Genomic DNA, 21468 nt, shown 5'->3' on the forward strand with positions numbered 1-21468 from the left:
AAATGAAAACAGCCATCTCTACCCGGTAGAGGTGGCTGTTTTATATCTTTTGTCAATGGAGATTTACATCGAATCGAGTGCCTGCTGGGCGGCATTCTTCATACTGCCTTCCATACGTACTACTTCCTTAAACATGCGTCTGGCCTTGCCGGACTGGCCCTTACTGCGATAACAGATGGCCAGCTGGTACCGCGCCAGTTCTACATACCTGGGGTTTCCATTCGACTCTATCCTGCGATAATGGTCCATGGCCTCGTTTATACTGCCCTGCTGCTGTAGTTGTAAGGCAGATTTATAGAGATTTTCATCACTATTGGTCATGGGAACGGTAGCGACTTCTTTTTTAGGCGTTTCGTCCCTTCTGGGCGCCTCCGGAGTGGCCAGGTCCTTTTCTTTAGCTGCCACCAGGGCTTTTGCAGCGGCGTCTTCTTTTGCCTGCTGGTCTCGCTGTAATTGTTCGTTTACTTTATTGATAGAATCCGTTTTACGGGCCGCTGCTGCGGCTGCAAGATTTACTTTTCGGATACTATCAGTCCTTGCCTTCAGTTTAGCTGCTTTGGCAGCATTTAGGGCTTTTAATTTTGCTGAATCCGCGGCACTTAGCACCACAGGGGGAGCGGCCGGCTTAGCAGCTGGCGCAGGAGCAGTTGTTACAGGTGTGGTGCCCGGAACGGCCAGTATATTTCCCGGAACGGGTTGAGCAGTCACCGGTACAGCAGGAGGAGGAGATACGTGATCAGGTTGTACGATAGACTGGTCGGGATTCGTTTCTGTATCTGTTTTATCCGCAGTTTCATGTACCGGCGGCACAGCGCTGGCCATAATACGTGGTACTACCGGCTGGTTACGGATATGTCCTCGGAGTACATATACGCCACTGATGCCCATGGCGCCGAATGCCAGGATCCAGAAGAATACCAGGAAATTTTCCTTGTATTTTTCCTTGCGGGTATATTTTGCCACCTTCTGTGTATGTGATACCGGGGAAATGCTTTGCTGGATATAGCGTTGCAGTTTGCCGGTAAGGTCGTTGTAACGATCCGTGTTCCCTTCCTGTTCGAGCGCCTGTAATGCTTCAAAGCAGAGATCACAATCTACCAGGTGTTGTTCTACCAGGTGTTTTTCCACGTCTGTCAGTCTCCCGTCCAAATAGCGGGGGAACTGATCCTTACTCAGGCAACGGATGCCTGAGAAGATCTTGATCACCTTATCATGCTGGGTTGAATGATTATTTAACATACGCCTGATTGATGAAAAGCTTGGCCAATTTGTTTTTGGAAGCCTTCAGCTGGTTGCGCACCTTATCCCGGTTCCAGCCTTTGGCTGCAGCTAATTCTGTGAATGATTTATTTTCAAGATAAAAGTCCTGCAACAGGGACCTGTCTTCTGCAGGAAGGCGTTGCAAAGCCTGTTCCAGCCGGACGACAAGCTCCTCGCGGTCTATAGTATTTGTAGATGCTTTCTCCACCTTGTTCTCGATGTGCAGGATGTCTCTGCCATCGCGGGACGGGTAGAACGGGGTGGTTTTTTCCTGTTTGCTGAAGTAACCGCGCAGCGTATGCAAGATCCATTCATTTGCTTTATAGATGGATTGTGTTTTGAGACTTGCGCTAAGTCGCTGTAGTAAATTGGGAAAAACAACGTTGGGGTCAAGGTTGGTACGATTATTTAACTGAGGTAGGGAAATTGCCACCAGTAAATGACTGTATCTTTCCATCAACACGCCCTCCGCTTCCCGGTCTTTTTGTTTTCTGGTCCGGGATATTAACTCTTTATCCGATAAACTGGTTAACTGCTGGTGCATAAACTTAATATTTTATATTTACGTATTAAATCGGAAAAAGTTCATTACCGGTACAAGATTATTGGATACTAAAACGGATTTATACAATTCATATGCCATATGCTGTTGTAACTGTGCCTGTTGCGCCTTTGCGCATGGAATGGGCACACAGAAGCGAAATGATTTCCCAGTTGCTGTGGGGCGAATGCGTGGAAATACTGGCATCAGCCGCCGGCGGGTGGGTGCAGGTCAGAAATCAATATGATGATTACATCGGCTGGGCCACGGAATCACACCTTCAGCCCATCGATGAATTATTCTACAAGCTTCCGGTTACCGGGTATCTGCCTGAATGGAGTAACGAGGTGATATTTAATGGTCAGCCTATGATGGTTCCCTTCGGCTGCCTCGTTAAATGTCAGGGCGGTTCCTCAAACTGGGGTCAATCTGTGGTCAATATCCCGGCAAATCTCGCGACTACCGACGTACCTGCAGCGCAGCGGGCAACTGTTATCAGGGATGCTGCCATGAAATACCTGAATACTGCCTATTTATGGGGCGGAAGGTCTGTTTTTGGGGTAGATTGCTCCGGCCTTACCCAGAATACATTTAAACTGGCAGGGATTGAACTCTGGAGAGATGCCTACCAACAGGCAACCCAGGGTAACGCCGTCGACTTCCTCCAGGAGGCACAATTGGGCGACCTCGCATTTTTTGATAATGAAGAAGGTCGGATTACCCATGTGGGCATCTTACTAAATGATCAGGAGATCATACATTCATCCGGTAAGGTAAGAATAGACCCGATCGATAATCAGGGCATTATCAACCGCGATACAGGGATACGTACCCATAAGCTGCGGATTATAAAAAGATTGCTGTAAGGAAGTTATATAAACGGTCCTGAACAAACAAACGCTTCCCTTTGCGGTAGCTTACCACCGCCCCGGAGGGGCGGAACCACCCCAATGACACCGAAGGTGTCATTGGCAAAATCAAACATCAATCAAAATATTTGCTTATAAAAAAAGCTGGTGCCTATTTAGTTGACACCAGCTTTTTCATAATCGTACTTTGTACAATTTAGCTTTGTTTGAAGATCTTACGGTAATCTTCGAAGCTTTGTTTAATGATTTCTTCTGCTTTCGCTTTATTCTGGAATTCTTCCACGATAACGGTTTTCTTTTCCAGGGTTTTATATTCTTCGAAGAAATGACGCATTTCTTCAATAAAGTGAGGAGGCAGTTCAGATATATCGTTGATATGGTTTACGCTCATATCGTTGGCAGCAACTGCGATGATTTTATCATCAGCTTCACCACCATCGATCATTTGCATAACACCGATAACTTTTGCTTCAATGATGCACATTGGAACGCAATCAACCTGAGACAGTACCAGGATATCCAGTGGATCGTGATCGTCGCAGTATGACTGTGGTATGAATCCGTAGTTGGCAGGATAGTAAACAGAAGAGTAGAGTACCCTGTCCAGTTTCAGTAATCCGCTTTCTTTATCGAGTTCGTATTTGGCACGGCATCCCTTTGGAATCTCAATTATAGCATTTACAATGTGTGGTACTTCACTACCGGGACTCACACTATGCCAGGGATTTGTCATCATAATTTAATCTACTTTACTTTAATGTTTATAGTTCAATGCAAGCTTTAGTTCGTGAACAGGGGCAGCAACCCTGCATACAGCAAAGATCGGATAGGAAAATTCCATGCCCGGCCCTCGCGAATGCGTGGCAAAATTACGTAACAAAGTGTTAATAGCTAAATTATTATTATCCCGTAAGTTATGGCGGGAGAAAAAGGCAAGCTATTAATGGACAGGAACGCTGGTTGCAGCGGTATCAGCCGGCATGGTGCCTGTAGAATCAAAGGTTTGTCCGTTACCGGCAGGTGGCGCATAGTTAGGAATGATACTTTCCAGTGTCAGCGAGATCTTCCACTGGCCACTTTCTTTCACCAATTGCAATACTTCCTCCTGATGTGCAGATGAATTAAGGATCGTTACTGATGCTTTATCACCCGCCTCATTCTTTTCCGTTTTAATTACCTCGATTTTGGCATTTCTGATCTTTTCCCTTTCGGCATCGCTACGGCGAGCATCAAAAAAAGAATAGAGCTGTATTACCTGTTGGGATTCTTTTGTGGCATAATCCCTTGCCTTGTCAAAGTTCGAATCCTGAATGGCGTGCATAAAAGCCAGCGCCACTTCTTCCGGTGTAGCCTTTTTTTTGCAGCTGAACAACAAGGTTGGTATAACAGCCAGTAACAGGATTCGACGAATATTGGTCATGCGGTGGATAAATTATTAATATATCACTAACAAAAATAGGGTTAAACATTGAAATCTGCAAAGTTCCGTCATTATAACGTCATACCCTTATGAGCACGAACTTACACTAAAGCTCGTTAAAAAAGCGTTAAAGTATTGGTACTCAGTGAGTACCAATACTTTTTAAGCTGTTAATCTTTATTGGCATCGTAAGCCCGGATAATGGCCTTCACCAGCCTGTGTCTTACCACATCTTCTTCATCCAGCTCCACATAACCAATACCATCGATATTTCTCAGGATACGGGTCGCTTTTTCAAGGCCCGACTTCTGGTTCTTAGGTAAATCGATCTGGGTAAGGTCACCGGTGATAATCGCTTTCGCAGATGCGCCGATACGGGTAAGGAACATTTTAATCTGTAAATCTGTCGCATTCTGCGCCTCATCCAGGATAATAAAGGAACTATCCAGCGTTCTTCCGCGCATATACGCCAGTGGGGCAATCTCTATAATACGGTTGGCCATATAATAACTCAGCTTCTCTGCCGGTATCATATCATCCAGCGCATCATACAGCGGACGCAGATAAGGATCAATCTTTTCCTTCAAATCGCCTGGCAGAAAACCCAGGCTTTCACCTGCTTCCACCGCCGGACGCGTAAGAATGATCTTCTTGATCGCTTTATTCTTCAAGGCCCTTACAGCCAGCGCCACTGCTGTATAGGTTTTACCGGTACCCGCCGGCCCGATAGCAAATACAATATCATTCCCGTCGGCCATCTTCACCATCTTCTTCTGGTTTGCCGTCCGGGCACGTACTGTGCGGCCATTAGGACCAAATACCAGTACCTCGTTGGGGTTACGGTCACTGAAGTTATCAGTGCCAGGACCCTCTTCATCCCCAAGGATCTGTTCAAAATAGTTCTCGGTCAGATTGCCGTTACGCTCCAGATACTTTACGATCTGGCCAATCTTTTCCTCCGCTGTTGCCACCTCTTCCGGCGAGCCGCTCAGCTTCAGCTGGGTACCTCTGGACAGGATTTTCAACAATGGGAACTTCTTCTTCAGTAAATCCAGTTTTCCGTTGTTTACACCAAAAAACTCAATGGGATTAATACTGTCTAAGTTGATAATCGATTCAGTCAATGATTCTAAGATTTAAATTGTCCAGGAAAAATGTCGATATTATCATGCCGAATATATTCAATTCTTACGCAACCTGAATAGCAATCTTGTTAAGCTTGCACTAATTTCTCCAGATACCTCGCCTGATTGATCCGGCCCTTGAAATAACAACAGCTCTCGTTCAGCTGGCCGCATTGTTTGTCAGGATGTTAATCCAATGCGAAGATATTACTCGTTCACCAGATTCTGCCAAATGAAAAATCCACACACGTGGATAAAACATCCACAACCTTCCGACAGACCTCGCCTTCATTCATTAAACATTTTCCTACATTTATGGAATTAAAAGTAATTTCTGCTATTTAATAGCTATTTTTAGGGCCTTTGCAGACACAACGATATTAAGTTCCGCTATCATATGAATATAGCTATGGATCAGCATTACCAGCATCTGCAACACCTGGAAGCTGCCATCAACTCCTGCGCACTGTCAGTAACAGTTAGCACGGACGGCACCATATCCTCGGTAAACAAACTGATGCTCAATGCGCTGCAGTTACGGGAGCAGGCAGTCTGCGGACAACTGCTCGAATCTATCCTGCTTCCCGCAAACGGGGACCAGTGGGCCCGTACCATGCATGCCATCAACAACGGTAAAGCTGTACGTGAACAGTTCTGCTTCCTCATAAACGGTGAAAAACCACTATGGCTCGAAGCCGGCGTAAATCCCGTCTCCCCTGATAATAACAGCTCCGAACAATATCTGATCATCGGCATGGATATCACAGATCGTAAACTATCCGAACTGCGTATCCAGGAAGATGAACAGTATTTCCGCCAGATACTGGAAAACCTCCCGATAGGACTCCAACAGTTCTCCCCGGAAGGTATCAGCATGGAAATGAACAGCCGCCAGCGACAGATCTGGGGACAAGACCACGCGTTCTTTACCCGCCAGAATTATAACTGGCTCTCTGATCCGCATTATCGCCTCAACGGACTGGCCAAACTGTTCGAAGATGTACGCAGCGGCCGTAAAACAATGAAAAGAGAAATTCTTCTCAACTTTTCCGAGAAGAGTTACGACGATATCACCCGCATTTATCCTGTTTATTTCGAAGCAACCGTTTTCCCGGTAGTAGATAAACAGAGTAATATGGCCAACCTTTTCCTTATCCTCGATGATATCACAGAAAAGAAACTGGCCGAAATCAGCCTCCAGAAAAGCGAACGACTGCTGGATAATATTATAGAAAATCTGCCCATCGGCTATATTCAGTTTGATAACTTCGGCTTTATCCGCCGCATCAATCAAACCCAACGTAATTTCTTTGACTCTCCGCATCCCACCGCACGCCGACAGTTCAATGTGATGAACGACGAGTTTGCGACCATGTTCGAACTGGATGATCTCTTCCAGCAGGCATTACAGGATAATATGCCGCTACGCCTGGAAAAGAAGGTGGACTTCGGAAAAGATGGCCGCTGGACAAATATAGACCGGGAAGTGTACCTTGATCTGACCGTATTTCCGGTCGTCAACCCGGTAGATAAGGAAAGGATCGTAGTAGCACTGGTAAATGATATCACCGACAAGAAAACACAGGAACTGGAAAATATTAAAAACCAGGAATTCCTGCAGCAGACCGGCCAGATCGGAAAAATTGGCGGCTGGGAGCTGGTCGTAAATACAGGCGAATTCAGATGGTCTGAAGAAGCATGTAATATCCACGGTTGTACACCCGGAACTTCCATTACCCTGGATGATGTACTGGCCTTCTATACCGAAGAATGCCGGCAAAACCTACGCATACTGATCGATCAGTGTATCCGTAACGGTAAGCCTTTTGATGCCCAGATGGTCATCGAAACACCTTATGGCGTTGTTAAAAGAGTGAGGGCAATCGGTCAGGCCGATATCTCCAATGGCTCACCCAAACGTATATACGGCGTTGTGCAGGATATCACCGAACAATCCGCCATCCGCGAAGCACTGACCCGCAACACGGAACTGATGCGGCTCTTCTTCGATACCATTGACATGGGCTACGTAGCCATGGAACCAGATGGACAACTCAACTTCCTCAATCAGAAAGCAGAAAAACTGATCGGAAGAAAAGCACTTACCGGCAGCAATATCTTCGAAGTATTTCCTAAACTGAGCGGCACCGTTTTCTATGCACGCCTCCAGGAATGCATCCGGCAGCAGGCTTCTCAGTCGTTCGGTATCTACTTCCCGGCGCCTGACAAATGGTTCGACTTCCTGCTGACACCTATGCAGGACGGCGGTATCTCCGTGTTTATAAGGGATATCACCGAAAGCCGCAAAATGCAGAAAGAGCTGCGCCGCGCCAATGATCAGCTGTCTAATCTCAATAAAAACCTCGTCAACCAGAATAAACAACTGGAAGACTTCGCACATATCACCTCCCATAACCTGAGAGCACCTATCGCCAACCTGAAGGCGCTGATGCAAATGCACAACGAAGCTACTTCCCAGCAGGAACGCGAATTATACCTGGGTATGCTGCATGAGGTGATTAAGAAAATAGACGAAACCCTCAACGATCTCGTAGAAGTAGTACAGATCAGAAAGGATGTCAATGTTGAAAAAGAAAAACTCTTCTTCGCCGACAGGCTGAAGAAGGTAACCGATATTTTGCTGGTAGACGTTGAAACGAGCAATATTCAAATCTCATCAGATTTCAGCAAAGCGCCTGCCCTGATATATTCCAGGATATATCTCGACAGTATCCTGCAAAACTTTATCACGAACGCCATCAGGTACCGCTCGCCGGAACGTACGCCGGAGCTGCATTTGCAGACATGGGTAGAGAACGACCTCATTGTGCTTACCGTTGAAGATAATGGTGTAGGTATAGACATGGAACGATTCGGTAACAAGTTATTTGGCTTTAGAAAGACCTTCCACAAGAACAAAGATGCCAAAGGAATCGGGCTGTTTATTACCAAAACACAGGTAGAAACAATGGGAGGAAGTATAAAAGCTGAGAGTAAACCAGGTCTCGGAACCAAATTTATTATTACTTTTAGGCCTGAATAATAAGCTTATATGGACCTGATCAATATGATTTTTATTGTGGATGATGACCCTATTCACCAGCAGATCGCCAAAATAATGATTGAGCGGCAGGGCATAAGCAATAATATCCGTGTGTTCTCTGATGCCCAGGATGTACTGGACTACTTCAGAGAAAACACGAATAACCCCGAAGCATTACCTGATCTGATCCTGCTGGACCTGAACATGCCGGTAATGGACGGATGGGAATTCCTGGACGAATATGCAGGATTCCAAACTGCTTTACCAAAATCTGTGAAAATCTTTGTACTGACCTCCAGTATTGATGAAAAAGACAAGGAACGTGTACGTAGCTACAAGTTTGTCAGCGGGTACCTGACGAAGCCCTTGTCAAAGGAAATTATCTCACATCTTTCCTAAACCTGCTACTGCAGCAGCTTTTAGCTCTCTGATGGTTTCTTCCGGATTGGGTGATGCGAATACCGCACTGCCTGCAACCAATACATTTGCACCTGCCTGAATAAGCTGGCCGGCATTGGCTGCGTTAATGCCTCCATCCACTTCTATCAGGGCATGGGCATTGTTGTCGTTGATCAGTTGCCTTGTCTGGGCAATCTTATGATAGGTCTGTTCAATAAATGATTGTCCGCCGAAACCCGGGTTCACACTCATGATCAGCACGAGGTCCAGGTCTCTGATAATATTCTCCAGCAAGCTTACCGGCGTATGCGGGTTCAGTGCCACACCGGCTTTCATTCCCAGTTTCTTTATCTGCTGTATGTTTCTGTGCAGGTGCGGACATGCTTCGTAATGTACGGTCAGCATATCGGCGCCGGCTTTCTGAAAGTCTTCTGCATATTTCCCTGGCTCCTCTATCATCAGGTGTACGTCACAGGTCTTTTGCGTCGCCTTTCTGATGGCGGCAATCACAGGTAATCCAAAGCTGATGTTGGGAACGAAGCGCCCGTCCATTACGTCGAGGTGAAACCAGTCGGCTTCACTGCGGTTCAGCATGGCTGCTTCTTCTCCCAGTTTCAGGAAATCAGACGCCAGTAAGGAGGGTGCTATTAATACAGGTTTTTGTTCCAAAGGCTGTAAATTTTGTACATCATAAAATTAAGAAATAGTTCGCAGCATTACTTTTTGCTGAGTCGGGAAATGGCTTCCTTTGCTGCTTTGAAGTCTTTACGGAAGGAGCTGGCCTTGCTGTAATCTTCCAGGGCCATGTCTTTTTTGCCCAGGTTTTCCTGGCAGAGCGCCCTGTTGAAGTAGGCGTCTGCATCGGTAGGAGCTGCTTTTGCTGCCAGGTTATAAAAAACATAGGCATCTTTCCAATTACCATCTTTACGGTAAATATCTCCCAGGGCCATATAGGCTGCTTCATAACCCGGATCAGAAATGATTGCTTTGCGGAAAGCGGTAATAGCAGCGTCTTTTTTATTGAGGTCTTCCTGGAAGCGGCCATAGGCATAGATAGGTTCTGCATTCACACTGTCCAGCCGGTATGCCAGCTGATAGTATTGCAGGCCATCCGGATTTTTCTGGGCCCGGAGCAGGTCGCCCAGCTCCATGAGTGCCTCGTATTCGGGATGGTCGCCGGCAGCGCTGACAGCCATGCGCAGGTGCTGGATGGTGGCGCTGGTGTCTTTATGGTCTTCTGCTATCCTGGCTTTCAGGTAATAGGCCTGGTCTTTTGCATCGGCAGAACGGGTGAGGATATCCGCGATACTGTCTGCCTGCTGATAATGTTTATCTAATACCTGTGCTGTGGCGAGTTTATAGCGGAGGTAAGAATATTCCGGTGCACCTTTCAGGGCGCGGGTGAAAAGTTCCGCCGCCTTTTTGTTGTTGCTGCTGGCAAGTGCTGCTTCTCCGGCCCCGGCCCAGTATTCAACGTTGGCAGTATCCAGTGCGGCTGCCTTTTCAAAATCTTTCAACGATAGCTCCGGATGTGTATTAAACAGCAATAGTGCCCGACGGTAGTATAAGGGCGGATTGTCCGGGAACTTTTCCAGCGAGTCGGTTACCGGCCGGATGATATCACTATAATATACTGAGTCAGCAGCGGCGTTCTGCTGCTGCTGACTGTTTTTATTGTCTTTATTATTGTTATTGCAGGCTGAAATGGCCAGCCCCAAGGCAAGGATAGTTAGTCTTCTCATAATCAGCGCCAAATTAACGGCTTAATTCTGAATTCTGAAACTCTAACTGCATTAAAGTCTTTTTTAAAGCGGAATAATCTGCCGGAATAACGATGGAGGACTTCTCTTTGCCGTAAAGACTCATCACCTTGGCAGGGGTATGGATCTCATCGCGGATAGACTTGGGCGCGGTGTCCTCAAATTTAACCGGGTGGGCTGTTTCCAGGAAAACGCCGGTCACTTCAGGATCTTCTGCCAGGTATTTCTGGAGGCCCAGGTAGCCTACGGCGCCGTGTGGGTCCAGCATATAGTGGGATTCTTTGTAAACGCGTTCCATGGTACGGGCAGTCTCTTTATCGCTAAAGCTGTAAGAGCTCATGCTGGCAGCCAGTTGCGGTAAATTTTTCCCGTATAACTCCAGCACACGTACGAAATTGCTGGGATCAGCTACGTCCATGGCGTTGGAAAGGGTTGGGACTGCACGTCCAGGCTCGTATTTGCCGGATTGCATATAGCGTGGTACGGTATCATTGGTGTTGGTGGCCGCTATGAAGTGGTGTACCGGCAGGCCGATGGCAGCAGCCATCATACCCGCGCAGATGTTACCGAAGTTGCCGCTCGGAACAGAAAATACAACGTTAGGATGCGCCGCTTTCATTTGTTTGTAGGCCAGGAAATAGTAGAACATCTGCGGCAGCCAGCGGGCTACATTGATAGAGTTGGCGGATGTCAGCGGGCGTTTGGCCTGTACTTCCTGGTCAAGGAAAGCGGTTTTCACCATTTGCTGACAATCGTCGAAAGTGCCTAAAACCTCCAGTGCGCGAATGTTTCCGCCCAGTGTGGTCAGCTGTTTCTCCTGTAAGGTACTCACCATTCTGGAAGGGTAGAGGATGATCACCTCCACACCCGGAACATTATAGAAGCCACTGGCAACAGCCGCGCCGGTGTCTCCGGATGTTGCTACCAGTACTGTAACCGGTGTATTGGCATTCCGGCGGAAGTAACCCAGACAGCCAGCCATAAACCTGGCGCCAACATCCTTGAAGGCAAGGGTAGGGCCGTGGAAGAGTTCCAGCGCATAGGTAGCACGGGAAACCTTTTGTATCGGGAATGGAAAGTGCAGGGTATCTGCTACTATCTTCTTTAATTTATCTTCAGGAATTTCATCTCCTACAAAGGCCTTAATAACCTCATAACCAATTTCGTGGTCGGAATATTTGTCCAGGTTTTTGATAAAAGCCGGATCTAGCTGGGGTATTACCTCCGGAAAATACAATCCTTTATCAGGTGCCATACTGGTGGTAACAGCAGTCTCAAAGGAAACTTTATGTGTCGGATTTTGCAAGCTGTAGTACTGCATAGAACAATCTTTAAAAAGTTAATCAATCACCTTTACTCCTGCTGTATTAATACGGGAAACGTATATTTTATAGTCTACTCCCAACGGAGCGTATACTTTATCCATTGTTTCTGCCACTTTCCGGGCATTGGCTTCGCCTTTGCTCAGCATGAATACGGAAGGTCCTGATCCGCTGATGCCACCACCGAGGGCGCCGGCTTCTTTGGATTTGATCTTTAATTCATGGAAAGCCGGAATCAATATAGAGCGTACCGGTTCCACGATCACATCTTCCAGGGAGCGGCTGATCAGGTCATAATCGTCCTGGTAGAGGCCTGCCACCAGTGCACCAACGTTGCCCCACTGGCGGATGGCATCTGTCATTAGTACTTTCTGCTTCAGGATTTCACGGGCATCAGAAGTTTTCACTTCTATCTGCGGGTGAATAACTGTTACCCATAACTCATCAGGGGAGTGCAGGGAGATGATGTCCAGTGGTTTATAGCTCCTGACCATGGTGAAACCACCGAGGATGGCCGGGGCTACGTTGTCGGCATGGGCCGAACCGGATGCCAGTCTTTCCCCTTCCATGGCAAAGCGTACCAGTTGCTTGCGGGTGAAAGGCTCACCGAGCAGGTAGTTGGCGCCTACTACAGCACCTGCACTGCTGGCAGCGCTGGAGCCGATACCACTTCCGGGATGTATATTTTTGAATATTTCTATTTCTATGCCAACTTCAGGGTTTTCATATTTCTGTAGTAATGCCTGCACAGCGACGCCGGCCACGTTTTTTAGCGGGTCCAGTGGCAGGTCAGCGCCGTGAACGGCGGTAATACGGATGCCGGGTTCATTGCTCCTGCGCAGGATCATTTCATCGCCTGGTGCGTCCATAGCCAGTCCTATTACATCAAAGCCGCAGGCAACATTAGCAACAGTGCCGGGAGCAAATACTTTTATAGAATCCATATGCTTAATTTAATATAATGAAATTTAGGAACAGTGAATGCAGTGAGAAGGATAATGAAAAATTAATCCTATCTCGCCGTTCTGATGATGTCCGCAAATATCCCGGATGCTGTCACATCTGCGCCCGCACCTGCTCCTTTCACGATCAGTGGCTGTTCCTTGTATCTGCTGGTAGTATATAATACGATATTGTCTTTTCCTTCCAGGTTGTAGAACGGATGTTCCGGCGCTACCTGCTGTAAGCCTACAGATGCTTTTCCTTCTTCATAGCGGGCAACGAACTTCAGGCGTTTGCCCTGGCTGGCTGCATCGTGGAGCAGGCCGTTGAAATGACCGGCATGAACGTCCAGCTGCTCGTAGAAATCGGCCACAGAAGGGGCGTTCAGACAAGCATCCGGCAGGAAAAGATTGTTGGTGATATCGCCCATTTCCATTTTAGCGCCACTTTCACGGGCGAGGATCAGGATCTTACGCATAACATCGGTGCCGCTCAGGTCTATACGTGGGTCTGGTTCGGTGTAACCTTCGTCCTGTGCGGCTTTCACCACCTTGCGGAAGTCGGCACCGTTCACGAAATTGTTGAACACGAAATTCAGACTGCCGCTCAGTACCGCTTCGATGCTGTGTACACGGTCGCCGCTGCGGATCAGGTCATTAAGCGTATTGATAACTGGCAAACCTGCACCCACATTGGTTTCGAACAGGAAAGAAGCGTCATATTTTCGTGCCAGTTCTTTCAGTTCTTTATAATATTGGAAGTCTGAAGAGCAGGCAATTTTGTTGCAGGTAACCACAGAAATTCCATGTTGCAGGAATTCGCGGTATACCTTGGCTACATCAGCACTGGCGGTATTATCAACAAATACACTGTTGCGAAGGTTGAGTGCTTTTATCTGTGCGATATACTGTTGCAGGTCGTTGGTATCGCCCTGTGGCAGCTGTTCGCGCCAGTCGCTCAGCTTAATGCCGTATTCACTCAGCAGCATATTCTTGCTGTTGGCAAGTCCTGTTACACGGATTTGCAGTCCCAGTTCATTCTGGAGGAAGCTTTGTTGTTGCTGCAGTTGTTCCAGCAGTTTGCTGCCTACGTTGCCGGCGCCGGCGATGAAGAGGTTCACCTGTTTCAGCGGCTGCTCAAAGAATGTTTCGTGTATCAGGTTGAGGGCTTTCTTCACGTCTGCTTTATTGATAACTGCGGAGATATTTTTTTCGGTAGATCCCTGCGCGATCGCTCGTACGTTCACTCCATTGCGACCCAGTGTGCCAAACAGTTTACCGCTGGTGCCGTGATGGTTCTTCATTTTATCACCTACTACCGCTACGATGCAGAGGTCTTTTTCAACCAGCAGCGGTTCTATTTTCTTTTCGTGTATCTCTGTCGCAAACTCTTCATCTACGGTGGCTTTGGCGGCCAGCATCTCATTTTCATGGATACCTACGGTGATGGAGTGTTCGGAAGAACTCTGTGTGATGAGGATAACGTTTATCCGTTCCCGTGAGAGTGCTTCAAACAATCGTTTGGAGAATCCGGGGATGCCCACCATGCCGCTACCTTCGAGGGTTAGCAGGGCGATGTGCTGTATGCCGGAGATACCGGTAACAGGGAAGTTGCGGTCGGTGCCGTCGTGGATCAGGGTGCCGTAGTCGTTAGGAGCGAAGGTGTTTTTGATCCAAACGGGGATACGCTTGTCCATTACGGGTTGTATGGTAGGCGGATAAATTACTTTGGCGCCGAAGTGCGACAGCTCCATGGCTTCTTCGTAGGAGATGTGTGCAATCGGGATGGCTTGTGATACCATGCGTGGGTCGGCGGTCATCATGCCGCTGACGTCTGTCCAGATATCGAGCAGGTCTGCGTTTACAGCTGCTGCGATGATGGCGGCAGTATAGTCGGAGCCACCGCGGCCAAGTGTGGTGGTTTCTCCTTCGGGAGTGGAGGCTACAAAGCCGGGTAATACGGTGTAGTCGGCCTGCTGCTGCTCGAAGAAGGATTTGATATTGTGATTGGTCGCTGCGAAGTTAACGGCAGCATGTCCAAAGTTGTTGTCGGTAACGATAAGTTCGCGGCTGTCTTTCCAGGTGGCGTTGAGGCCCTGTTGTTTCAGTTTTTCCGCTACGAACACGCAGGAGATCAGTTCACCGAAGCTCATGATTTTATCCAGGCTCCTTCTGCTGAGTTCACCTATCTGGAAGATGCCGTCGCAGAGGTTTTCCAGGGCGTTCAATTTCTTTTTCAGCTGGCTGATAAGGCTGCTTTGTGCAGTGATGGGGAATAACTCACGGATGGCGGTAAGGTGGCGGGTTTCAATTTCTTCCAGTACTGATTTATATTGATCGTTGCCGGCGCTGGCGAGCTGCCCGCAGCTGATCAGTTTATCGGTGATACCTCCCATGGCAGATACTACGATGGCGTATTTTCCAGCGGGCTTATTTTCTTTCAGTATGAGGCAAACTTGTTCTATGGCTTTAGCACTGCCTACGGATGTACCGCCGAATTTTAAAACTTGCATATTAAATAAAGTTTATACGTATGGATTTTCCGGTTCCTCCCGGGTAGTTACCGCTCATTGCGGTCGTTGGATGATATGTGAAAATTAACCCCGCGATGGGGTAATAATTGTGGTCGTAATAATAGTGCTCATGCATTCCCCTGAGGAGGGAGTGAAGGAGAGGTGATATGTGGAGAGGTGTTGCACTATTACTTTATTGTGACGATTGTGTTACAAAAGTCTATATTTCCGATGGTAAATTAAAGTGCAGTGGCGATATTTTGAAATATTTCAATGTTTGGCATTTTAGATTGTAAATGTTTAATAATTTATTGTTTTATTAGAAATTGTTATTGTTAAATGCGGTATTTGTGTAGATCTTGCATTTGCGTTTAGTCGGGAAGGTAAGATGGGATTGTTGTTTGTGTGACAATTACATGACTTTGTGAGTCGTTTTGCATACCGATTATAGATGAGTGCCGTGATTGGATGACTTTTATTGTATGAAGAAGATTCATTATACTTGCCTTAGTTAATGAATGTTCCATGAAATCATTGCGGATCTGCTTACTCCTCATTTCCATTGCTGTGCTGATAACTATTACCCGAAGTACCGCACAAACATCCCCGGCTGCATATTTCGGGAACCATCACTACGCCTTCGATCCGGTAAGCGGATTTGATGCACCAGCAGCAGTAGCCAGCCGGCTTCAACCTTATAAGGTGATATTATTAGGTCAGGGAGGCTCTCATTTTCTCCCTGCTTATGATGAACTGCGGGTGCCGTTATTGCAATTTCTGCATCAGCAATTGCAGGTAAATGATATCTTCCTGGAGTTTGGGAGCACCGCAGCATTGTTGTACAACGATTACCTGACTACCGGCAATCTTTCACTGATAAAACCGGTTAAAATGCCTTCCTGGCAAATGTGCTGGGAAAAGCTGCATGACTGGCGGCAGACAGATAAAGTGCCTTTGCATGTGTATGGCATCGATTTCGAACGGCCTTCACCTTACCTCAAAGCACTTAGAACAGATTTTCCGGAATTGATGACAGCCATCCCGGAACTTAAAGCGCTACCGGATACACTGCAGCAATTAGCATGTCAGGATATAGCCCACATAAATAAAGTATTGCAAAAATCATCTTCCGCAAAATCAGCAAAAGATATCTGGCTCCGCCTCATCATCGAAAACCCCGGCAGTTGCAACGACAAGATGAAAAACAGGAACCGCAATATGTACAGGCAGTTCCTTAGAATTGACAGCATTACAAAAGCAAGCCGGTATTTCGGTGAGTTAGGGAATGCACATACGGTTAAAAGTGCCAGAAATTTTTCCTGGCAGCTGGACCATGCCCCCGGTTATGAAAATCAGGTAGCCGTTATAAATACATGGTGTCAGGGCTGCACGACTGAGGTGGAGCCTGTATCTAACTGGCAACTGGCCGGTATTGAAAAATTGATTCCTTTACTGATGCCATGGTGCACTTCTAAGTATACTTTTTTTGACTTCACCTCCGAAACAGACCTGCCCGAAGTGAAAAAATTACGGACATCCGGCGAATTTCTGCTGATCGTAAGATGCGATCTGCCAAATCATTAAAAAATCTCCCTAAATCTTTATAAGAGGTAAGGAAATACCAATAATTTATCGTTAACTTTAGCCAGTAAACAAATACAGGCATTGTCTGAATCGTTAAAATACACATCCAATAGTCAGCTTCGCTACTATTTTCTCATGGCCACCCTCGCCATGGATTCGGCTTTGTCATAACCCACTCATCTTACCCTTATAGGGTCTTTTCCTGTAATTATAGCGTAACTTTGCAGTAGCGGATAAACCTGCTTCATCGTTATATCACTACTTCAGCTTTTGCTGTCAGTCCGGCTATTCTTACACGAATGGTTTTCAACAACCAGCAATACAAACTGGTTATCATCTCAGGAACTATTTTTAATCGATCAGCTATTATGCAGGTATCTGCCTGATTATCTATCTATATAAAAATTATACACCAGAACAATATCATACACCAACACAATCCTATTCATATTTCAATATTCCTGTTATGCCACATTATCATAAACTAGGACAAGTGCCACATAAGCGCCATACCCAGTTCCGCAAGCCGGACGGAGGCCTCTATTCTGAGCAGCTGTTCTCTACGGAAGGGTTTTCTTCCCACTCCACATTACTATACCATTGTCATCCGCCTACCGAAATAGTAAAAGTGGATGAACCTTATAATGTGGCGCCACAGGTGGCAGAAGAAAAAATGCTGAAACACCGCAGCTTCCAGGGTTTTAACATCCAGCCGGAAGACGATTTCCTTAAAAGCCGCAAAGCGGTATTAGTTAATAACGACCTCCATATCGTACTGGCCGCTCCACGCAAAAGCATGAGCGACTACTTCTATAAAAACGCCGATGCCGATGAAATGATCTTCGTTCATGAAGGCTCCGGTACGCTCAAAACCCAGTACGGACAATTGAAATTCGGTTACGGCGATTACCTCGTCATTCCAAGAGGTACCATCTACCAGATTTCTTTTGATACAGAAAATAACAGGCTGTTCATTGTGGAATCGTTTAGCCCTATCCGTTATCCCAAACGGTACCTCAGCAAATATGGCCAGCTGCTGGAACATTCTCCTTACTGCGAAAGGGATATCAGACAGCCGGAAAACCTCCAGACAATCGACCTGGAAGGCGACTTCCTCATCAATATCAAAAAGAAAGGAGTTATGTACCCGATCCACTACAAACATCATCCGTTTGATGTGATCGGCTGGGATGGCTGCGAATATCCGTTTGCCTTTTCTATCCACGACTTCGAACCGATTACGGGCCGCGTGCACCAGCCACCACCGGTTCACCAGACATTTGAAGGTTCCAACTTTGTGGTATGCTCCTTCTGTCCGCGGCTGTTCGATTACCATCCACAGGCCATCCCTGCTCCTTACAATCACAGCAATATCGATAGCGATGAAGTTTTATACTATGTAGATGGCGATTTTATGAGCCGTAAACATGTTACGCGCGGCATGATCACACTACATCCTGCCGGTATACCGCATGGTCCGCATCCCGGCGCTGTGGAAAAAAGCATCGGCGCAAAAGAAACAAAAGAACTGGCAGTGATGGTAGATACCTTCCACCCGCTACAGATAACAGCAGCAGCACTCGGTATAGAAGATGGCTCCTATACCATGAGCTGGGCAGAATAAAATTAAAACCTGCTCAAAAACCAACCAACCACATTACAACAAAATCTTTAAACAAATTAATGTTATGGAAACAGCTACCAGGAACACCACTACAACTACCGGTCAGCAAGACTTTTTACCACTCAACGGTACAGACTATGTTGAGTTTTATGTAGGTAACGCAAAACAGGCAGCTAACTTTTATAAAACAGCTTTCGGCTTTCAGTCTGCCGCTTATGCAGGCCCTGAAACCGGCATCAGAGACCGTGTTTCTTATGTGCTGACACAAAATAAACTCCGCTTCGTATTTACGTCTGCGTTACATCCGGAAGGTCCTATCGCAGAACATGTAAAAGCACACGGTGATGGTATCAAAGTGCTGGCCCTCTGGGTAGATGATGCACGTTCGGCATACGAAGAAACCATTAAACGTGGCGCTAAATCATACATGGAGCCTACCGTGGAAAAAGATGAATTCGGCGAAGTAGTACGCAGTGGTATCCATACCTACGGTGATACCGTTCACATCTTTGTAGAACGTAAAAATTACAAAGGCGCTTTCATGCCAGGCTACCGCGAATGGAAAACCGTTTACAACCCGGCTGATGCAGGTTTACAATATGTAGACCATTGCGTAGGTAACGTAGGCTGGAACGAAATGAATACCTGGGTAGATTTCTACGAACAGGTAATGGGTTTCCGCAACCTGCTCTCCTTCGATGATAAAGATATCTCTACCGAATACTCTGCACTCATGAGTAAAGTAATGAGTAACGGTAACGGACGTGTGAAATTTCCTATCAATGAACCTGCAGAAGGTAAAAAGAAATCTCAGATCGAAGAGTACCTCGACTTCTATGGCGGCCCTGGTGTACAACACGTAGCCATTGCTACCAACGATATCGTAAAAACTGTAACTGAACTGCAATCCCGCGGTGTGGAATTCCTCACCGTTCCTTCTTCTTACTATGAAACACTGCTGGACAGAGTAGGTAAGATAGATGAAGAAATTGCGCCGCTGCAGAAACTGGGGATCCTCGTAGACCGCGATGATGAAGGATACCTGTTACAGATCTTCACCAAACCGGTGCAGGACCGCCCTACCGTATTCTTTGAAATCATTCAGCGTAAAGGTGCGCAATCCTTTGGTAAAGGGAACTTTAAGGCACTGTTCGAATCTATCGAAAGAGAACAGGCGCTGAGAGGAAACCTGTAATCATACTGCAAAACAACAAGGTTTACCTGCTGGTCCGCTTCGGGAATTTCCGGGGCGGGCCTTTTTATTCGCCCATAACATCGCGGAAAGTAACGGGGTTTGTGGGGGTGCTCTTATAGAAGTTTTTGAACTCTTTGATCATATGTGCCTGATCAAAGAAATTGTATTTTAGTGCAAGGTCTTGCCAGTCGGGCGTATTACTCTTCCTGATATCTCCCAGTAAACTATTGAAGCGTACAATGCGATTGTATAATTTGGGAGAGACACCCACCTGTTGCTGAAAACGGTATTCCAGCGTTCTTTTGGAAAGATATACCTGCTGCGCCAGCTGGTCGATGCGTATCAGTCCGTTGCTTTTTTCTATTAATGTACAGGCTAGCCGGATATGATTGGTGTCCGTTGCTTTAGGTTGTGAAACCTGCTGTAGTAGCCAGTTGTCGAGTAATTTAATGATTAGGTTGATGTCTGCCCCTGCGTCTTCCATTCTTTTTAAAAATGCATTTGCTTTCTTGTCCAGCAGGTCTTCCATGGCTGTTCCGGCTTTACCGAATTGCAGGTGCTGCGGTACCTGCAATAGCCTGAAAGCCCCGTAGGGCTTGAATATTACATGTAATACCCTCGAAGGCCAGGAGGTGGTATGGAAGAGTGTTGTTGATTTCAGAAAAGGTATAAAACTGAATTTCGGGTGCTGCAATAATTCAGGATCATCGTTCATACTACCCTGGAAAGTGCCGTCCAGACTCAGGCACAGCGTGGCGTGTCCTTTGGGATAGCCGGCAACAATGGCTGCGCCGCCGCCGTCATAATCCGTTAAAACATATCCGGAAACATAATCCTGCAGCAGGGGCGATGGGGGATAATATAATGCAGACATAGCTTTCAGAGTTTTCTGCTATTACTTAAAGTTACATCATTTGCGCATTTTTACAATGTAGCCTGCAGGGGGGTGGTTAATTTTGCAGAGAGGCGTTCACAAAGAATGCTGATAAACAAATGCCCACATGAAACCGGTACCTTTCATTGTATTACCCTGTCTGCTTATTATGCTGCTGATGAATAGCAGTTGCAGTAAAAAGGCAGATAATATTGCTCCTGTTGTTACACCACCGCCTGCGCAAACCAACTTCTTCGCAAATACAGCATGGTCAGGCACTTACCATACACAGGCACAGAATTATGATGCTCCCTGTGTGCTATTTTTCAGGGGAGATACAGTTGTTGTTATTTATGGTATGCTGCATTTCGCAGTGAATGGAAACCCTGTTGCAGCCAACCTCTTCACAAAGGATAGTATCCAGGGGAAAATAACTAAGATCGATAATTTATCTGCCACGCAAGCTACAATAACCGTCCAGTTTGATGTTATAAATGAACAGCAGATGTTAAGCATTTCCCAGACAAACTATTTAACAGGCGGGCCTTCCGATCCGTCTAAGTTTGGATATAATTCCATGCAAACCAGTTTGCGGCTGTGTCCCAACACCGGCGCCATGACCATAAAAAATACTACCTGGAATACGCCAGTGATCACGTATTCTGGCCCTGCCAACGGTATGCACATGTACCCGGACCTTAGCGCCATCAGTTTCGATGAAACCAATGAAACATTTCTCCGCAATGGTGCGGCCATTGCCGGGATTGGTTTTAAATACAAGCAGGTGGGGCCTATGGTGAATCTCGCAGGGTATAATGATGATCCTACCATCAAACAGATTATTCCATATTTCGGTGCGTTGTCGCCCAATGCCGACACGATGTGGGTGACCGCTGATTTTGGTACTTACTACCCAAGGCTGCCGAATCCGGTGGAAACGATCCACTGGTATGGTTTGCCCGGCGTGACGCCACTGATTTTCAAAACTTCCAATTAAAT

The 21468-nt window shown here is 46.7% G+C and carries 18 protein-coding genes; 7 read left to right on the forward strand and 11 right to left on the reverse strand.

Features of this window, described 5'->3' with window-relative positions; genetic code table 11:
* Positions 1 to 63 precede the first annotated feature (63 nt).
* Together F3J22_RS12280 and F3J22_RS12285 are read right to left on the reverse strand one after the other, a co-directional pair.
* A complete protein-coding gene (locus tag F3J22_RS12280) occupies positions 64 to 1239 on the reverse strand; it encodes a zf-HC2 domain-containing protein (protein ID WP_167017512.1) in 1176 nt (391 codons plus the stop codon).
* Positions 1229 to 1804, reverse strand: a complete 576-nt coding sequence (locus tag F3J22_RS12285) for an RNA polymerase sigma factor (protein ID WP_167017514.1) — start codon at positions 1802 to 1804, stop codon at positions 1229 to 1231. The genes F3J22_RS12280 and F3J22_RS12285 overlap by 11 nt, the downstream gene beginning before the upstream one ends.
* Positions 1805 to 1896: 92 nt before the next feature.
* Between F3J22_RS12285 and F3J22_RS12290 the strand changes: the two genes are divergently transcribed.
* The gene (locus F3J22_RS12290) at positions 1897 to 2667 is read left to right on the forward strand and encodes a C40 family peptidase (protein ID WP_167017516.1); all 771 of its coding nucleotides are present in this window, start codon (positions 1897 to 1899) and stop codon (positions 2665 to 2667) included.
* Between the two features lie 199 nt (positions 2668 to 2866).
* Here the strand turns inward: F3J22_RS12290 and F3J22_RS12295 are convergent, their stop codons facing one another.
* From F3J22_RS12295 to F3J22_RS12305, 3 genes are all read right to left on the reverse strand, one after another.
* The gene (locus tag F3J22_RS12295) at positions 2867 to 3406 is read right to left on the reverse strand and encodes an inorganic diphosphatase (protein ID WP_205195195.1); all 540 of its coding nucleotides are present in this window, start codon (positions 3404 to 3406) and stop codon (positions 2867 to 2869) included.
* A gap of 204 nt (positions 3407 to 3610) precedes the next feature.
* Entirely contained in the window at positions 3611 to 4090 is a 480-nt protein-coding gene (locus F3J22_RS12300; RefSeq protein WP_167017518.1) for a DUF4878 domain-containing protein, read from the reverse strand.
* A 170-nt stretch (positions 4091 to 4260) separates the two neighbouring features.
* Complete coding sequence (locus F3J22_RS12305; RefSeq protein ID WP_167017519.1) at positions 4261 to 5214, reverse strand: PhoH family protein; 954 nt, start codon at positions 5212 to 5214, stop codon at positions 4261 to 4263.
* A 397-nt stretch (positions 5215 to 5611) separates the two neighbouring features.
* Here F3J22_RS12305 and F3J22_RS12310 point away from each other — a divergent pair, with 397 nt between their 5' ends.
* Entirely contained in the window at positions 5612 to 8257 is a 2646-nt protein-coding gene (locus tag F3J22_RS12310; RefSeq protein WP_167017521.1) for a PAS domain S-box protein, read from the forward strand.
* A gap of 9 nt (positions 8258 to 8266) precedes the next feature.
* Positions 8267 to 8656: a response regulator gene (locus F3J22_RS12315; RefSeq protein WP_167017524.1), complete on the forward strand. Its 390-nt coding sequence runs from the start codon at positions 8267 to 8269 to the stop codon at positions 8654 to 8656.
* Here the strand turns inward: F3J22_RS12315 and rpe are convergent.
* The 5 genes from rpe to thrA all read right to left on the reverse strand — a co-directional run bounded on the left by rpe (position 8642) and on the right by thrA (position 15192).
* Positions 8642 to 9325, reverse strand: a complete 684-nt coding sequence (gene rpe / locus F3J22_RS12320) for a ribulose-phosphate 3-epimerase (RefSeq protein ID WP_167017526.1) — start codon at positions 9323 to 9325, stop codon at positions 8642 to 8644. The two genes, F3J22_RS12315 and rpe, sit on opposite strands and share 15 nt — an antisense overlap.
* A gap of 47 nt (positions 9326 to 9372) precedes the next feature.
* Entirely contained in the window at positions 9373 to 10398 is a 1026-nt protein-coding gene (locus F3J22_RS12325; RefSeq protein ID WP_167017528.1) for a lipopolysaccharide assembly protein LapB, read from the reverse strand.
* A gap of 13 nt (positions 10399 to 10411) precedes the next feature.
* Positions 10412 to 11737 (reverse strand): threonine synthase, encoded by a 1326-nt coding sequence (gene thrC, locus F3J22_RS12330; protein ID WP_167017529.1) that lies wholly within the window; start codon positions 11735 to 11737, stop codon positions 10412 to 10414.
* Positions 11738 to 11755: 18 nt separating this feature from the next.
* Positions 11756 to 12682 (reverse strand): homoserine kinase, encoded by a 927-nt coding sequence (locus F3J22_RS12335; RefSeq protein WP_167017531.1) that lies wholly within the window; start codon positions 12680 to 12682, stop codon positions 11756 to 11758.
* A 68-nt stretch (positions 12683 to 12750) separates the two neighbouring features.
* Entirely contained in the window at positions 12751 to 15192 is a 2442-nt protein-coding gene (gene thrA, locus F3J22_RS12340; RefSeq protein ID WP_167017533.1) for a bifunctional aspartate kinase/homoserine dehydrogenase I, read from the reverse strand.
* A 525-nt stretch (positions 15193 to 15717) separates the two neighbouring features.
* On the opposite strand from thrA, the gene F3J22_RS12345 reads away from it, so the two are divergent.
* The 3 genes from F3J22_RS12345 to hppD all read left to right on the forward strand — a co-directional run bounded on the left by F3J22_RS12345 (position 15718) and on the right by hppD (position 19595).
* Positions 15718 to 16776, forward strand: a complete 1059-nt coding sequence (locus tag F3J22_RS12345) for a hypothetical protein (RefSeq protein ID WP_167017535.1) — start codon at positions 15718 to 15720, stop codon at positions 16774 to 16776.
* A 466-nt stretch (positions 16777 to 17242) separates the two neighbouring features.
* Positions 17243 to 18400 (forward strand): homogentisate 1,2-dioxygenase, encoded by a 1158-nt coding sequence (locus F3J22_RS12350; RefSeq protein ID WP_167017537.1) that lies wholly within the window; start codon positions 17243 to 17245, stop codon positions 18398 to 18400.
* Between the two features lie 64 nt (positions 18401 to 18464).
* Positions 18465 to 19595 carry a 4-hydroxyphenylpyruvate dioxygenase gene (hppD, locus tag F3J22_RS12355; protein WP_167017539.1) on the forward strand — a complete coding sequence of 377 codons (1131 nt, stop codon included), beginning with the start codon at positions 18465 to 18467 and terminating at the stop codon, positions 19593 to 19595.
* A 64-nt stretch (positions 19596 to 19659) separates the two neighbouring features.
* Here the strand turns inward: hppD and F3J22_RS12360 are convergent, their stop codons facing one another.
* Positions 19660 to 20469 carry an AraC family transcriptional regulator gene (locus F3J22_RS12360; protein ID WP_167017541.1) on the reverse strand — a complete coding sequence of 270 codons (810 nt, stop codon included), beginning with the start codon at positions 20467 to 20469 and terminating at the stop codon, positions 19660 to 19662.
* A 127-nt stretch (positions 20470 to 20596) separates the two neighbouring features.
* On the opposite strand from F3J22_RS12360, the gene F3J22_RS12365 reads away from it, so the two are divergent.
* Entirely contained in the window at positions 20597 to 21466 is an 870-nt protein-coding gene (locus tag F3J22_RS12365; RefSeq protein ID WP_167017543.1) for a hypothetical protein, read from the forward strand.
* The last annotated feature ends 2 nt before the right edge of the window (positions 21467 to 21468 follow it).

This window comes from Chitinophaga sp. Cy-1792 (assembly GCF_011752935.1).
In the GTDB taxonomy this organism is placed as follows: Bacteria; Bacteroidota; Bacteroidia; order Chitinophagales; family Chitinophagaceae; genus Chitinophaga.